Genomic DNA, 15,303 nt, shown 5'->3' on the forward strand with positions numbered 1-15,303 from the left:
TCACCTTTTGTTCATCGTTTCGTCATATTTTTGGGATAGTATGTGCATTAGAAAAACGATGAACAATAGGGAGGGCTTTCAAATGGGATATTATGATGAAATAGATCAAACCAATCAAGCGAAAAGAAAAAAAGAAAATGTATTGAAAACGGTTCTTCCTTCGCTAATCAGCGGTGTTGTGGGTGGCGCTGTCGTCTATAGTGCGTTGACCTTTTTGCCGTTTCAAGATCATAATGAGGCGTCAAATGAACAATCACAGCATGTGGCGGTCAGTCAAAGCACAAATGACCAAGAAACGTCCGCTAGTGTTGCAAAAATTTCCAATACAGGCGATATTGCGGAAATTGCTGAAAAACTTACACCGGCAATTGTCGGCATTTCCAATTTGCAGCAAGCACAGAGCGATTGGTTTGGCTCTCGTCACGGTTCTTCCGGTGAAGTAGTGGAAAGCGGAAGCGGAACAGGAATTATCTTTAAAAAATCGGGCAATGATGTTTTCATTGTTACAAACAACCATGTGATTGAAGGAGCTTCTTCATTAGAGGTAACGCTATCTAATGGAGATAAGGAAAAAGCGGAGGTTGTTGGCGCTGATCCGTTGACGGATTTGGCAGTGATCAAAATTAACAACAGCAGTGTTGCAACTGTAGCTGAGTTTGGGGATTCTGATAATGTGCGCGTTGGCGATCAAGTGATTGCCATCGGTAATCCGCTTGGCAACGATTTTTCTAGAACGGTAACAGAAGGGATTATCAGCGGAGTGAATCGGACGGTTAATATTGCAACTTCAGAAGGCGACTGGGCGCTCGATGTCATTCAAACCGATGCGGCCATCAATCCGGGAAACAGCGGCGGTCCGTTGATTAATATGGAAGGTAAAGTCATCGGCATCAGCAGTTTGAAAATCAGCCAAGAGGGTGTTGAGGGGCTTGGGTTTGCCATTCCAAGCAATGATGTTGTTTCCGCCATCAATCAGCTAATGGAAAAAGGAAAAATTGACCGTCCTTTTATTGGAGTCGGCTTATTGAATGTAAGCGAACTCCCCGATTACGTTCTTAGGGATACACTCAATTTGCCTGAGAACATTAAAGAAGGAGTAGTCGTTGGGAACGTTCAGCCTAACTCGCCTGCGGATCAAGCAGGATTAAAGGAAAAAGATGTCATTGTTGCATTGGATGGTAAAAGCATTCACACTACTAGCGAGTTAAGAAAATATTTATATACGGAAACAAAATCAGGAGATACGGTCAAAGTCAAATTGTACAGAGACGGAAAAGAAATGACGGTTGCGGTTAAACTTTCAAGCCAAGACTTGTCGCAAACTTGATGTGAGTTCGTAATTTTGCCGTCGTTAAAGTATATTTAACGACTACTTCCTTTTATTTCTCCCAAAAATGGATGGAGCGGATAAATTTTGTTCAAAACGTATTTTGGAAACACGCCGTGCCAGCGCGCAAATCAAACTGATCCATGGTAAAATGCTGTATGATTAGAAGAGGTCGTGAAGCCGCCTTTTAGAGCGGCTGTACATGTCTTGAGGAAATATTTGATGAAAGCATATTTGTTGCAATACAACCTATAGTGTAATATCGTTATCTTGAACCAAAGATAATTTATTTAAAAATATTTTGGTTCAAGATTTTTTTTGAAAGGAAGGTTGTGAAATGACAGAAGCTTTTACATAATAAGACCAAATCCATTAAAGATTTAATCATATAAGAGATTGCATGGCAGAAAAAAACGGAAGATCTTTCTCCATTGTTCCGATTTTCCAAACGGGAAATCTTGGCCTGCTGTCAGAGTATTGCAAGATGAAATTTATTTCAGGAAAACAAATAGAATCGGCAAGTATAACCGCTGTTCATAAAAATGTGATTCAGAAATCATCACGGGAATTCTTAATCTTTCTGTATTTTTTTACTGAATCACCTAAAAAATGGAATAAAATACAATTGAACAGGAAAAGAATAAACGCAATAATTTTAAAAACAATAGTTTGTAGAAAGAATAACAAAATATTTAATAAAAGACTTTTTAGCAGCAACAATAAATGTTGAAATTTTAAAAGCAAACCCGAAAGGAAGTGCGTGGCATGTCAAACAAACCGATTGTGATCGACGCCATTATAAATGGAGAGAAATATAAAACCGAGAAAACGGTTCCCCGTGAAAATCCTGCTCATCCAAATGAGATTGTTGGTTATACTCCGGTAAACACCCGTGAAGATACGATTCGAGCAATTGATGCGGCGTATGAACAATTTCCGATTTGGGCTAAAACTTCAATCGATGAACGTATAGAACGGATGAGAAGGGCGATCCAAAAAATAAAAGATGCAACACCTGAAATTGCGGAACTGCTGTCTCGTGAGCATGGAAAGCCGCTTTACGACTCAAAGGGTGAAATAGCCGTTTCTTTAATGTGGATGGAATATGCATGTGATAACGTAAAAGAAGTTTTAAAAGAGGATGTACAGGAACATGACAATGGCAAAACGATCGTGACAAAAGATCCGATAGGGGTCGTTTCTGCGATTACACCGTGGAATTATCCGATCTCGCTTTCGACTATAAAAATTGCTCCTGCGCTTTTGGCAGGCAACACGATGGTGCTGAAGCCAAGCCCATTAGCTCCGCTGGCAGCTAGTAAAGTAGTTGAGATCATTGCCGATGAATTTCCTCCTGGTGTATTAAATTTGGTTCATGGGGAAGCCGATGTCGGTATAGAATTAACAACGAATCCGAAAGTGGCAAAAATCGCCTTTACCGGCGGAACTCAAACAGCTAAACATATTATGAAATCGGCTGCTGAAACAATAAAACATATGACGCTTGAATTAGGCGGAAATGATGCCGCAATCGTTCTAAATGATTTTGATGTGAATGACGAAAAAGCGATGCGCCGCCTCGTGATTTCCAATTTCTTAACGGCAGGGCAAATATGCATGATTGCGAAAAGAATTTACGTTCATAAATCCATTTACGATCAGTTTGTTGAAAAATATATTGAAGCAGCAAATAAATGGATTCGCGTAGGGGATCCGTTTGATGAAAGAGTTACAGTAGGTCCGGTAAATAATAAAAAGCAAGTTCAGTATGTACAAAGTTTGATTGATGATGCAGAAAGCCGGGGAGCTAAAGTAATAAAACTCGGAAAGGTACTGGTGGATGAAACTTTATTTAAAAACGGCTATTACATGCAGCCGACTGTTGTTCTAGGCGCTGGCTATAATGATCCGATTGTCGTGGAAGAACAGTTTGGCCCAACCGTTCCTATATTGCCTTTTGATGACGATGAACAAGCAATCAATTTGGCCAATGACAGCATTTATGGCCTTACTAGTTCTGTTTGGGGAGAACAGGAACATGCATTAAAGGTTGCCAAACATATTCAAGCAGGAACGACAATGATCAATACAGCAGCAGTTCAAGGACTGGACGTTCGTTTCCCATTCGGCGGCGTTAAACAATCAGGAATTGGACGTGAATATGGCAAGGAAGGCCTTCTTGCCTATACTGAAACGCATGTCATCAATGTTCCAAAAAATCTTGATTTGCCTTATATCCCCGAGTAAGATTTTGATGAAGGAGCTGTCCTAACTGGCCAGGCTAGCTGGCTTGGACGGCTCCTTTCCGATTTTAAGGATTTCGGTAGTTTCGCTTTGAGAAACTCTCCCTGTTCGCATCTTTAATAGCTTCAACTGTGTTCATCCCCCTCCAATGTATAAGAATGGTTGACAGTTACCTATAACCGAAATTTTTCAGCAAAATCTTAAAATTGTGTTTACCTCTAAATAGAGGTACAATGGACGTGTACATTTTTTTCATGTTATAAAGGAGCGAACACAATTGGATTTTTTTTCAGTTGGTTTATCTACAATGTCTGATTCGGTTGTTGCTTTGTTAAAAATTATCGCGATTGATATTATTTTGTCGGGGGATAATGCCGTTGTCATTGCGATGGCAACAAGGAATTTGCCAAAAGAACAACAAAACAAAGCCATCTTCTGGGGGACGGGCGGAGCCGTTGTATTAAGGATTTTATTTGCATCCGTTATCGTCATTTTGTTGAAAATTCCGTTTGTAAACATTATTGGCGGTTTTTTGCTTCTTTGGATTGCTTATAAAGTGCTTGTCAGCGACGAACAGGCGGCGCATGTCCAATCGCAAAGCAGCCTTTTCAAGGCTGTTCGGACGATTATTTTAGCCGACGCTGTCATGAGCTTGGATAATGTTGTCGCGGTGGCGGGAGCTGCTCATGGCCATATCGGGATGGTTGCTTTGGGAGTTCTCATCAGCATTCCGATAATGATTTTCGGTTCAAAGGCGATCGTTAAAATAATGAACAAATTTCAATGGATTGCTTATATAGGTTCCGGAATTTTGGCTTGGACGGCAGGGGAAATGATCTTTAAAGACCGGCATATTGATAAATGGCTTCATATAGAGAGCGCTTTGATTGAATATTCCATTATCGGAGTTATCACATTCATCGTGCTGGCATTAGGATATGCCAAAAATAAACATGATGAAAAAGACAATAAATTGCAACATACCGCTTAATGATTGCCGAGACAGGCCGCTATAAAAGGCGCCTGTCTTTTTTACTATCCACATAATTCACAGCGAAAAAGCAACTTATTCACAATTCATTAAAAAAACTATGGATAACTTGTTGTTGATTCCATGGGAACAGTCAGTTTTATCCACAATATCCACAAAAGTGTGGATAAACGAAGAAAATGTTAACAAAATGTGAAATTATTCACAAATATATTGCCAGTTTTTTTAATCAGTTGTATATTGTAAATGAAGATGTTAGTGAAATATTTCACATACATCTTCGTGAATATATGTGAAAAACTTCACAAAAGGAGTTTGATGAAAATGAAGTGGGTAAAAGATCCGAAAGTTGCTGTTGTTTGGACGGTGCTGAGAATTTGGCTCGGCTATGAATGGTTTATGGCGGGAGTGGAAAAGCTGGGCGGATTTGATGCAACGGGATTTTTAAAAGGAGCCATTGCCAAAGCAGGCGGTGAACATCCGGCTGTTCAAGGATGGTATGCAGCGTTTCTTGAGCATTTTGCACTGCCAAACGTAGAGTTGTTCAATTTTATTATTCCGGTTGGAGAATTGTTGGTAGGTTTAGGACTCATTTTCGGTTTATTGACAACTCCGGCATTAATTGCAGGTGCATTTATGAATTTGAATTTTATGCTGGCGGGAACAACCAGCACCAACCCCATTATGTATACCGAAGCCATAATATTGCTCGCCGTTGGCGCCGCTGCGTACCATTGGGGAGCTGACAGATTTGTCCTTCCATATTTAAAAGAAAAATTAACCAATAAAAAATACAATCAGAAAGCGCATGTATAAATGCTGCAAGCGGCTTGACTTTTCAATAGTTTTGAAACATAATTTAAAAAAAAATACTTTTTCGGCGTTGAAAGGGGCCAGTAAATAGACTTTAGGCGAAAAGAGAGTGGAACTCATTGGCTGAAAGGTTCCACCGCTGGCAAGCTATTGAACCTACCCCTGGAGCTGTCAGGCTCATAACCTGACCGTACCCTTCGTTACAGGCTAAAGGTGAGCACTGGATAGTGCTAAAAAAGGTGGTACCGCGGATATCTCATATTCGTCCTTTGGTAAAAGGATGGATATGAGTTTTTTTATGATCGAAAGCAGTGAAGAGGTGTTTTGTTCGTGAGGAAGAAGCGGATAGTTGTCAAAATCGGCAGCAGTTCATTAACAGATGAACATGGCGGGCTGAGCAGGGAAAAGCTGTTGGAGCATGTCAACGCCATTGCGAGATTGAAAAAGGAAGGATATGAAGTGATTTTAATTTCTTCCGGAGCTGTATCTGCGGGATACGGTGATCTAGGGTATCCGTCACGGCCTGTAACCGTCAGGGGAAAACAAGCAGCAGCTGCAGTTGGTCAAGGACTTTTGGTTCAGGCTTATACAGAGGCATTTAAGAAGCACGGAATTGTTTGCGCTCAGCTGCTCTTAACAAGGGACAATTTTCAAAATAAAGAACAGTACCAAAACGCATATTCCACTTTATCGGAGCTTTTAAAGCGTCAAGTGCTGCCGATCATCAACGAAAATGATTCTGTTTCAATTGCAGAATTAACTTTCGGTGACAACGACATGCTGTCAGCGCTCGTCAGCGGATTAATGCATGCTGATTTTCTCATTATTTTGACGGATATAAACGGTTTGTATGAAGACGATCCAAGAAAAAACCCAAAAGCAAAACGGTACGATTTTCTGCCGGAAGTCACAGATGAGCTGCTTGAAAAAACGGAGGCAACATCCGGCTCTAAAGTGGGGACAGGCGGCATGAAATCAAAATTAATGGCAGCGAAAACGGCGCTTGCCCTTGGTGTGTCAGTATTTATCGGGCAAGGTCAAGGAGAAGAAAAATTAATCGAAATTTTAAAAGGAAACGGTGACGGAACATATATTGGCAAAACCGATCTGAGTGCAGTTCGCAATTCAAAAGCTTGGATTGCTCTTCATTCCGTCATTTCTGGTGATGTGGAAGTTGATGATGGGGCAGCAAAAGCTATTTTGCAGGAAGGAAAATCGCTCCTTCCTGCTGGGGTTAAGCGTGTCAGCGGTTTCTTTCAGTCAGGAGATGTCGTCCAAATTATAAACAAGGAACAAAAATTAATCGGTAAAGGTGTTGTCAATTATTCATCAGAAGAATTAAAAGAAGTAATGGGTATGCCGAGCCAAAGGGCGATGGAAAAAACAAATCGTACGCATCCGGAGGTTGTCCACCGCGATCAATTTGTCGCCATTACAAATAAGGAGATGATGATATGAGCGAATTGTTGACAAAAGCAAGATTGGCAAAAGAAGCAGCTTCTCGCCTCGCTGCAAAGTCGACTGAAGAAAAAAACCGCGCTTTGTCTCTCATTGCTCAATATTTGCTGCAAGAGGCGCCTTACATTTTAAAGGAAAATGAGAAAGATATCAAAAACGGAAAGGAAAATGGTTTATCTGAATCGCTCGTTGACCGGCTGCTCTTAAATGAAGAACGAATCAAAGGCATGGTTGAATCGCTGGAACAGTTAATCACATTAAAGGATCCTGTCGGTGAAATACTAGAAAAATGGTCACGTCCGAACGGTTTAATTATCGAAAAAATTCGAGTGCCGCTCGGTGTAGTCGGAATGATATATGAAGCAAGACCAAATGTTACAATTGATGCTTCAAGTCTCTGTTTAAAAACCGGAAATGCTGTGCTCCTCCGCGGAAGCTCATCTGCTTTGCATTCTAATATGGCCATTGTGAAAGTGATTCAACGAGCGTTGGAAGAAGCGGATTTTCCTGTTGAAGCAGTACAGCTTCTTGAAGATACAAGCAGGGAAACGGCATCGGAAATGTTTAAATTGAACGACTATTTAGATGTATTAATCCCCCGAGGCGGCAAAAATTTAATTAAAACCGTTGTGGAAAATTCGTCAGTTCCAGTTTTGGAAACAGGCGCAGGCAATTGCCATGTTTTTATCGATGAATCGGCGCAAAAAAACATGGCCATCAACATTACGGTAAATGCCAAGACGCAAAGACCTTCCGTTTGCAATGCGGCGGAAACGGTACTTATTCATGAAAACTGGGGAATAGAAAATATCAGGGAGCTGATTGAAGAACTTGCAAAGAATGGTGTCGAATTAAGAGTGGATCAGCGATTGCACGATGATTTTCCTCATTTAACATTAGCGACAGAAGAAGATTGGGAGACTGAATATTTAGATCAAATTTTAGCTGTAAAGCTTGTTTCCGGTGTAGATGAAGCGATTGATCACATCAACCGATACAGCACCAATCATTCGGAAGCGATCATTTCCGAAACGCCTGAACATGTGGAAAAGTTTTTCAAACTGGTTGATTCAGCTGCCCTTTATCATAACGCTTCCACCCGTTTTACCGACGGTTTTGAATTTGGTTTTGGGGCAGAAATCGGCATCAGTACACAGAAACTGCACGCACGGGGGCCGATGGGGCTTCCGGCATTGACATCTACAAAATATATCATTAGAGGCAGCGGACAAATTAGATCGTAAACCCACTCCCTACTACCAATTAAAAAAGCATCCGTTAAGCGGATGCTTTTTTACGCTTCCTTCAATTTATTTTCCTCATCAGCCATAAATCCGTTTCTTTTTGTGTAGAAAGTATACATATCTTTTGAAATCTCAAACAGGTTGTACAAATTTTCACCTTTGTTTATTTCAGTGTGGAGTGTTGACCGGGTTTCGTTGGCAAGGATGACGTACGGAAGTTTTTGCGCGGCTTTCGTAGAGCGTATATTTTCAGTGCGGATTTTCATGAAGATGGTTTCAATCCCTAATTCATAAAAAAGTTCCTGAAAAAAAGCGTCTTTGGCAAGCTGGTTGTACCCTTTTCCATGATAGGGTTTGCCGAGCCAAGTCCCGAGAAATCCCGCCTGGTTTTGTATGTCATACAAACTGATTGTTCCGATGGGAGAGCCCCATTCATCTAAAATGGTGCGCGAAATGAGTTCCCCTCTTTCCTCAGCTTCCATGACCTGCTTTGTAATAAACATATATTCTTCAATGGTTGCAGCTTTATGACGGACAAAAGGGAAGACGTCTGGGTGTACGATAAGCTCAAACAATTGTGGGCAATCTGAAAGATCACGTTTTTTCAACATGTTCATCCCTCCTATTAACGAGGGCAGTTTCCATGTGATTTATGGATCCCACCCTCGAAATTTTTATTTGCGTTTAAAAATTTCGGGGTGGGAATCGAACCCACTAGAACCGGCTGGAAGCCGGTGGCGCACCATTTGCCTTCCCTTTGTTTGTATAATGGAGTTGTCAATATTTCTTTCTATGTATCATACTGGATTTTTTCAAAAAAAGAAATAGGAATATTGTAAAAAAAATATTACAAAAATTGCATAAATTCCAATATAACGGTGCTCTTAATGATACAAATCGTTTAAAGCTTCTTCCAGTTTTGGATAGGCAAATTGATAACCGTTTGTTAATGCTTTTTTCGGCAATACATGCTGCCCTTCCGTCAAAAGCATGCTCATTTCACCAAATACCGTCTTCAACAAAAAATCAGGTACGAAAAGCCAGTGTGGCCGTTTTAAAACCTTGCCAATGATTTGGCCAAATTGCTTCATTTTTACGGGATGCGGCGACACGGCGTTGACAGGATCCGATAGGCGATCTTGTTCAATGCAAAATTGGATGAGACCGACAACGTCTTTTATATGGATCCATGAAATCCATTGAGTTCCTTTCCCAACTGTTCCGCCGGCAAAACAGAGATAAGGAAAAACCATCTTCGGCAAAGCGCCTCCTTGTTTATCAAGAACGACGCCAAGCCTTAACAGGACAACCCGAACGCCATCCATTTCCGCTTTTTTCGCCTGTGATTCCCAAATTTGAACAGTTTTTGCTAAAAAGTCGTTTCCTTGCTTCGCTGAATCTTCGGAAAACACGCCGGTTTCAGAAGTACCGTATATTCCGACAGCACTGGCGTTGATCAAAAGTTTCGGCTTCCGATCCATCGCCTGAATGATGCGAATGATTTCTTCAACTGCTTTTATTCTGCTTTCAACGATGTCTTTTTTTGCTTTCTTCGTCCAGAGGCAGTTTATCGATTTTCCGGCTAAATTGATCATCACATCAGTATTTTCTAAATGGTTTTCCGGTTTGTTTCCTGCTTTTAGCCATTCAACATAATGAATATTGTGATGTTCACCTTTAGGGACGTTCCTTGTTAAAATGAAAATTTCATCTCCTCGATTTTGAAAATGAGAGCATACTTGGCGTCCGATCAGACCGGTTCCACCCGCAATGGCAATTTTCATTCAGAAAACCTCCGTGTAACTTGTTTTTTCTATGATACTATAGAATGGAGGTGTTCGAATATGTTCATTGTCAAAATTGAAGTGCAAAAGAAAATGAAAAACCGTTTCAATGTTTATGTTGATAAAGGGTTCGGCGAGGAATATGCTTTCAGCGTCGGGGAAGATGTTTTAGTAAAACATCGGTTAAGAAAAGGAATGGAGCTGGATGAATTGGATATTGAGGCCATTTTGCTTGACGATCAAATGAAAACGGCCTACAATCAAGCATTGACATATCTCGGCTATCGAATGAGAACGGAAAAAGAAGTATGTGACTATCTTGCAAGAAAAAACATAGATGAACGAGTGATGATCAGCGTAATTGAGGAGTTAAAAACAAACCATTATATAGATGATCAAGAGTTTGCGAAGGCATTTGTGAGGACGCATATGAAAACCGCTTTAAAAGGCCCGAATCTTATCAAAAGAGAATTAGAACAAAAAGGCGTTGCCCGCGATGTAATCGAAGATGCTCTGCAGTTGTTTTCAAAAGAAGAGCAAATAGAGAAAGCCTATCAATTGGCAGAAAAGCAATTGAGGAAAAAGGAAAAAATATCGCTGGCTCAACTAGGCAAAAAAATGGAGCAAATGTTGCTTAGAAAAGGTTTTCCTTATGATGTGATCGAAGCTGTGTTGGAAAAGCTCCCTATGCAAGATGATGGCGGTATGGAATGGGAAGCCGTTGTTGCACAAGGAGAAAAAGGAAAAAGGAAATACTCGCATTTGAAAGGCCTTGAACTGCGGACGAAGGTTGCGCAATTTTTATATCGGAAAGGGTTTTCGCAAGACCTTATCCAACAATATATAAATCAAGAATTGGAGGAAATAAACTAAGAGGGAGGAAAATGAAATGGAACAAAAACGCTACAGTGAAATGACTGAATACGAACTGCAAACGGAAATTGCCCGTTTGAAAGAAAAAGCCCAGAAAGCAGAACAGCTTGGAATGGTTAATGAATATGCCGTTTTGGAACGGAAGATTGCCATGGCAAAAGCTTATATGCTGAATCCGAACGATTTTCCGGCCGGAAAAGAATATGAAATCGACGGGGCGCCGGGGGAATATTTTCATGTCGAATATTTAAAAGGCGTCTTCGCATGGGGCTATCGTTTATCCACTCCTTTGAAGGAGGAGGCGCTGCCGATTTCCATGCTGAATAAAACAGATCATGCCCAATAAGAGGCATGATCTAAAAATTTACGAGCGTTTCCGAGTTTCTTGTTCTAAGATGATCAAGCTTTGTGTTTGCTGTGTTTCCCCGTTAACTTGTCGAAAAGCATGTTTTGGATTTGACCAAGTTGATTGAAATTCGCTTTTATATCTGGCGGGAAATGAACGGCGTTTATGATCCATTTGTTCCAACCACCTTTACAAAGGAATTTTAATTTGATCAAAATTCCTCTCGATCACTGGATGCTTTCATCCTTTCTTGAGGATGGGTGTTCATCGTTCCGTTAGCACGCTTAGAAGCATATTCGGCTTTTGCGCGAGGTTCCCCGTCAATATTTTTGTTCGGAAATCCTTTTGCTTTATTGCGCATTTTACAGCCTCCGTGAAAAGAGATTGCGCAGCAATCCAGCGCGCGCATCATTAGTTTATGTGTCCCACAAGGTTGTATGAATGGATAAAAAAGGCGAAAAAACTTAATCCAACTGCAATTCTAGCTTCTTCTTTAGCTTTTTTTTGCTGAAAATCCAACCGGTATAAGATCGGATAATATTGAATTGTTGATCAAGCTGGGCGACGGCAACAAATGGGTAGTGGCCTTTTACAAAGTAGCGCAAATCGATGAAACGGACTTCATAATAGTTGGATTGCTCTTTTATTTCCCAACGGAAAACGGGGGAAAACGCCAGAAAGGCAGCGATATTTTTATCTTTTTTGGCAGCGTTTATCACAGGATGTTCCGGAAGTTTTTTTCGTTCAAATTGATCGACGACATGAACATCTGTAAAATTGGAAAAAGCGACATAATACCATTCTGAAGTGATGATCACAAGCTGCCATTTTTGAAACTTCATCGTCGGATTAAAAATGACCGTTTCGACGTTATCCCACTGACTGCTGATGTTGTTTTTAATTTTCCTTTGCATAAGCAGCCGGACAACATAATAGAATGCGAGGAATAAATAGACAACGGCAAAAGTAGCGCCTGGGTTTGCACCGGAAAGCCAAATCCCGATTCCGATTACGTGAGCAATAAAAATAAATGGATCAAATGTGTTAATGGTGCCGAGGGCAATCCATTGTTGTGAAAAAGGCCGAAGCGCTTGTGTTCCATATCCGTTAAAAATATCAACAACGACGTGAAAAAGGACGGCAATGAACGTCCAAAGCCATACATGGAGAAGATTGCTGTTCGGTATGAGCCAATAAATGGAACCAGTAATAAAAAAAGACCATAAAACAATAGCTGGAATAGAATGGGTAATTCCGCGATGGTTTCTTAAATAGGACGCATTGTTTTTTAATTTTAAGATCGTATCGATATCCGGAGCTTGTGAGCCAATCATTGTACCTAAAAATACCGCTTCTGCCGTCAGAAAAGAACTGCCGACAGCCGGATCCAACGTTGCCAAACCTCCCAATGCGAGTCCCATGACAAAATGTGTTCCTGTATCCAAAGTCATCCTCCCCTGAAATAATAAGTGGAATATATAAATTCATTGATCTTTTACCTGAAAACAAAATAATGTACCATAAAATTCGTAGTTCTTTCTAGTGTATCATAACTTAAAGCGTAAAGTGGAGGCATTAACGAAAAATGGGTGAATGGCAGCAGAATCTTGAACATTTTGATATAAAAGCATTTCAATACGAATTGATCAGCTGGTATCAGCGGGAAAAACGTGATTTGCCATGGCGCAAAGATCAAGACCCTTATAAAGTGTGGGTTTCGGAAATTATGCTCCAACAAACAAGAGTGGAAACGGTTGTTCCTTATTTCCAGAGGTTTATGGAAAAATTTCCAAATGTAGAATCGCTGGCAAATGCTGATGAGGAAGAGGTTTTAAAAGCATGGGAAGGGCTTGGATATTATTCGCGGGCTCGAAATTTGCACAACGCTGTGAAGGAAGTCAAGGAAAAATACTCCGGGAATATTCCCGATGATCCGATACAACTTGGCAAGCTAAAAGGGATTGGACCGTATACAAAAGGCGCTATTTTAAGCATTGCCTTTAATCAGCCTGAACCGGCTGTTGACGGAAATGTGATGCGAGTCTTATCGAGAATTTTAGCGATTGATGAAGATATCGCAAAACCGAAAACGAGAAATACGTTTGAAGAAGCGGCGAAAAAACTGATTTCCAAAGAAAATCCTTCCGATTTTAACCAGGCATTAATGGAATTAGGGGCGATGGTATGCACGCCGTCTTCTCCATCCTGCTTACTTTGTCCGGTGCGTGATTTTTGCCGGGGATTTTCTGAAGGAATCCAAGAGCAGCTGCCGGTAAAAACGAAAAACAAAACATTGAAAAATGTTTCGATTGCTGCAGCTGTTTTAGTGAATGGAAATCATTTGTACATTCATAAAAGGCCGAATGAAGGGTTGCTTGCAAATTTATGGGAATTTCCGAATTGTGAAGTGCGGACAAGCCATATTTCACACCGCAAATTATTAGAACAATTTTTGAACGAAACATATGGGATCAAAGCAGAATTGAGCGAGTTAAAAGGAACGATTCAACATGTTTTTTCACACCTCATTTGGAATATCAGCGTCTATTTCGGAAAAGTGAATGATGAAAAATTGATAAATGGATTGCAAAAAATTTCTTTCAAAGAAATCGACCGTTATGCTTTTTCCGTTTCACACCAAAAAATATGGGCTTTATATAAAGAAAAAGCAGGAAATAACTAGCCTTTGCTTTTCAAACCGCCGCGGGAAGCCATTCTTCAACGATTTCTCGAAGATTCGCCTGTCCTTCCGAATTTAAGTACGGCATCATTTGTTGAAACGCAGTATGAAAATAATGGAGCTCGCCATCACTCCATTGTTGTTTTGGCATCATCGAAAGCTCCGTCATATCTCGAATCAAGGACAATGTTTCGATCCCTCCGTAAATAATTTGTTCTTTTATATTGTTTGTTGAAACCGGTGCCTTTATTCACAAATCAATGGGTTGACAAGGGCTTAAAAAGATTATTTTTGTCCGGGAGCTGTAAATGTTAGTCTCCTGCGGTATTTTTTTTGAAAAGAGAAAAAAATTTTTTGGATAAGGCGTCACCCTCCTGGACATGATAAATGACGTGGAGGTGAAAAGTGATGGCGAAACAACAACAACAAAACAAAACAAATGTGCAAAATGTTAAAAAACAAAACCAACAATCTGCTCAAGGATATGGTACAGAATTTGCTTCTGAAACAAACGCTCAACAAGTAAGACAACAAAATCAAAAGGCTGAGCAAAATAAACAACAAAATTCTTAATCAAAAGCCAATCTTTTCATAGCATCGAATTTCAAAAAAAGCGGAGAACTTTGCAGCTCTCCGCTTTAACTTATAAAAAGAACACGGCAATAATGATCGCCAAAACAATTCGATATATGGCAAAAGGGGTAAGCTTGATGCGGTTGATCAGCTTTAAAAAGAACCGGATCGCCAAAAGAGCAAAAACAAATGCGCTTATAAAGCCTGCTATAAAAAATGGCAGTGCATCCACTGTAAGATACTCCCAGTTTTTAATAAGTGAAAGACCGCTTGCCCCGGCCATAATTGGGACAGCCATAATAAACGTGAAGTCGGATGCCGAACGGTGGCTTAAACCGACTAAAACACCAGCCGAAATTGTTGATCCGGAACGTGAAACCCCTGGCCAAAGTGACAGGCATTGAAGGAGGCCGATCATGAACGCTTGTCTGTATGTAATTTGATCGACCGTTTCGGCTTTTGTTTTTCTAGGTTTAAAAAGATCGGCTGCAATCATTAGAAAAGCGCCAAATACCAATCCAAAGAGCACTGTTCTTGAAGTAAATAAATGCTCATCAATGTAATCTTCAAACAAAACGCCTAAAATTCCTGCAGGCAACAGACCGACAATAACCTTTCCTAATGTTAGCCGCTGGCCGTTCGGTTGGCGAATTCCTTGCATTTTTTTTATGCCGAGCAAATCAAAAAAGCGATCTTTAAAGACAACAACGGCAGCCAATATGGAACCGAGCTGGATGACGACTTTAAAAGTGTTGGCAACTTCTTGCGAAAACAATTCTTTCGATTTTAAAAGAATATCGTCAACAAGTATCATATGACCGGTAGAAGAGATAGGAGCAAATTCTGTCAAGCCTTCAACAAGCCCCAAAATTATTGCAACAATTATTTCCCGCACGATTTTAACTTCCTTTCCCTTTCCCTCGAAATAATGGGAATCATATAGTTTAATCTTGTCAGATTGTACATAAAA

At 40.4% G+C, this 15,303-nt stretch carries 16 protein-coding genes, 1 pseudogene and 1 other annotated feature; of the genes and pseudogenes, 10 read left to right on the top strand and 7 right to left on the bottom strand.

Annotation, left to right across the window (positions count from 1 at the left end):
* The first annotated feature begins 82 nt into the window (after nucleotides 1–82).
* From AC0KTX_RS10580 to AC0KTX_RS10605, 6 genes are all read left to right on the top strand, one after another.
* Nucleotides 83–1,327, top strand: coding sequence for a S1C family serine protease (locus tag AC0KTX_RS10580; protein ID WP_474252167.1), 1,245 nt, complete (start codon nucleotides 83–85; stop codon nucleotides 1,325–1,327).
* A 765-nt stretch (nucleotides 1,328–2,092) separates the two neighbouring features.
* The gene (locus AC0KTX_RS10585; protein WP_474252168.1) at nucleotides 2,093–3,574 is read left to right on the top strand and encodes an aldehyde dehydrogenase family protein; all 1,482 of its coding nucleotides are present in this window, start codon (nucleotides 2,093–2,095) and stop codon (nucleotides 3,572–3,574) included.
* 304 nt (nucleotides 3,575–3,878) lie between these two features.
* Entirely contained in the window at nucleotides 3,879–4,562 is a 684-nt protein-coding gene (locus tag AC0KTX_RS10590; RefSeq protein WP_474252196.1) for a TerC family protein, read from the top strand.
* A gap of 324 nt (nucleotides 4,563–4,886) precedes the next feature.
* Complete coding sequence (locus AC0KTX_RS10595) at nucleotides 4,887–5,378, top strand: DoxX family protein (protein WP_474252169.1); 492 nt, start codon at nucleotides 4,887–4,889, stop codon at nucleotides 5,376–5,378.
* Between the two features lie 58 nt (nucleotides 5,379–5,436).
* Nucleotides 5,437–5,648 (top strand) — a binding site (T-box leader).
* Nucleotides 5,649–5,705: 57 nt separating this feature from the next.
* The gene (gene proB / locus AC0KTX_RS10600; protein WP_474252170.1) at nucleotides 5,706–6,833 is read left to right on the top strand and encodes a glutamate 5-kinase; all 1,128 of its coding nucleotides are present in this window, start codon (nucleotides 5,706–5,708) and stop codon (nucleotides 6,831–6,833) included.
* Nucleotides 6,830–8,077: a glutamate-5-semialdehyde dehydrogenase gene (locus AC0KTX_RS10605; protein ID WP_474252171.1), complete on the top strand. Its 1,248-nt coding sequence runs from the start codon at nucleotides 6,830–6,832 to the stop codon at nucleotides 8,075–8,077. Before proB ends, AC0KTX_RS10605 begins: the two co-directional genes overlap by 4 nt.
* 50 nt (nucleotides 8,078–8,127) lie before the next feature.
* On the opposite strand, the gene AC0KTX_RS10610 is transcribed toward AC0KTX_RS10605, so the two are convergent.
* Both AC0KTX_RS10610 and AC0KTX_RS10615 read right to left on the bottom strand, forming a co-directional pair.
* Nucleotides 8,128–8,688, bottom strand: coding sequence for a GNAT family N-acetyltransferase (locus AC0KTX_RS10610; RefSeq protein WP_474252172.1), 561 nt, complete (start codon nucleotides 8,686–8,688; stop codon nucleotides 8,128–8,130).
* 273 nt (nucleotides 8,689–8,961) lie between these two features.
* Nucleotides 8,962–9,861, bottom strand: a complete 900-nt coding sequence (locus AC0KTX_RS10615; protein ID WP_474252173.1) for a TIGR01777 family oxidoreductase — start codon at nucleotides 9,859–9,861, stop codon at nucleotides 8,962–8,964.
* Nucleotides 9,862–9,921: 60 nt separating this feature from the next.
* Between AC0KTX_RS10615 and recX the strand changes: the two genes are divergently transcribed.
* Both recX and AC0KTX_RS10625 read left to right on the top strand, forming a co-directional pair.
* A complete protein-coding gene (recX, locus tag AC0KTX_RS10620) occupies nucleotides 9,922–10,734 on the top strand; it encodes a recombination regulator RecX (RefSeq protein ID WP_474252174.1) in 813 nt (270 codons plus the stop codon).
* 16 nt (nucleotides 10,735–10,750) lie between these two features.
* A complete protein-coding gene (locus tag AC0KTX_RS10625) occupies nucleotides 10,751–11,080 on the top strand; it encodes a YfhH family protein (RefSeq protein WP_474252175.1) in 330 nt (109 codons plus the stop codon).
* 18 nt (nucleotides 11,081–11,098) lie between these two features.
* Here the strand turns inward: AC0KTX_RS10625 and AC0KTX_RS10630 are convergent, their stop codons facing one another.
* The 3 genes from AC0KTX_RS10630 to AC0KTX_RS10640 form a co-directional block, all read right to left on the bottom strand.
* A complete protein-coding gene (locus tag AC0KTX_RS10630) occupies nucleotides 11,099–11,254 on the bottom strand; it encodes a YpzG family protein (RefSeq protein WP_474252176.1) in 156 nt (51 codons plus the stop codon).
* 37 nt (nucleotides 11,255–11,291) lie between these two features.
* A complete protein-coding gene (locus AC0KTX_RS10635) occupies nucleotides 11,292–11,441 on the bottom strand; it encodes a small, acid-soluble spore protein K (RefSeq protein ID WP_474252177.1) in 150 nt (49 codons plus the stop codon).
* A gap of 103 nt (nucleotides 11,442–11,544) precedes the next feature.
* Nucleotides 11,545–12,525 carry a metal-dependent hydrolase gene (locus AC0KTX_RS10640; protein WP_474252178.1) on the bottom strand — a complete coding sequence of 327 codons (981 nt, stop codon included), beginning with the start codon at nucleotides 12,523–12,525 and terminating at the stop codon, nucleotides 11,545–11,547.
* Between the two features lie 140 nt (nucleotides 12,526–12,665).
* Here AC0KTX_RS10640 and mutY point away from each other — a divergent pair, with 140 nt between their 5' ends.
* Nucleotides 12,666–13,763 carry an A/G-specific adenine glycosylase gene (gene mutY / locus AC0KTX_RS10645; protein WP_474252179.1) on the top strand — a complete coding sequence of 366 codons (1,098 nt, stop codon included), beginning with the start codon at nucleotides 12,666–12,668 and terminating at the stop codon, nucleotides 13,761–13,763.
* Between the two features lie 10 nt (nucleotides 13,764–13,773).
* Here the strand turns inward: mutY and AC0KTX_RS10650 are convergent, their stop codons facing one another.
* Nucleotides 13,774–13,947, bottom strand: coding sequence for a cytosolic protein (locus tag AC0KTX_RS10650; protein ID WP_474252180.1), 174 nt, complete (start codon nucleotides 13,945–13,947; stop codon nucleotides 13,774–13,776).
* A gap of 242 nt (nucleotides 13,948–14,189) precedes the next feature.
* Between AC0KTX_RS10650 and AC0KTX_RS10655 the strand changes: the two are divergent.
* A pseudogene (locus AC0KTX_RS10655) lies at nucleotides 14,190–14,333 on the top strand (gamma-type small acid-soluble spore protein); the annotation flags it as partial.
* 70 nt (nucleotides 14,334–14,403) lie between these two features.
* Here AC0KTX_RS10655 and AC0KTX_RS10660 read toward each other — a convergent pair.
* Nucleotides 14,404–15,228: an undecaprenyl-diphosphate phosphatase gene (locus tag AC0KTX_RS10660; RefSeq protein ID WP_474252181.1), complete on the bottom strand. Its 825-nt coding sequence runs from the start codon at nucleotides 15,226–15,228 to the stop codon at nucleotides 14,404–14,406.
* Between the last annotated feature and the right edge of the window lie 75 nt (nucleotides 15,229–15,303).

This window comes from Aeribacillus sp. JST-2, assembly GCF_056032925.1.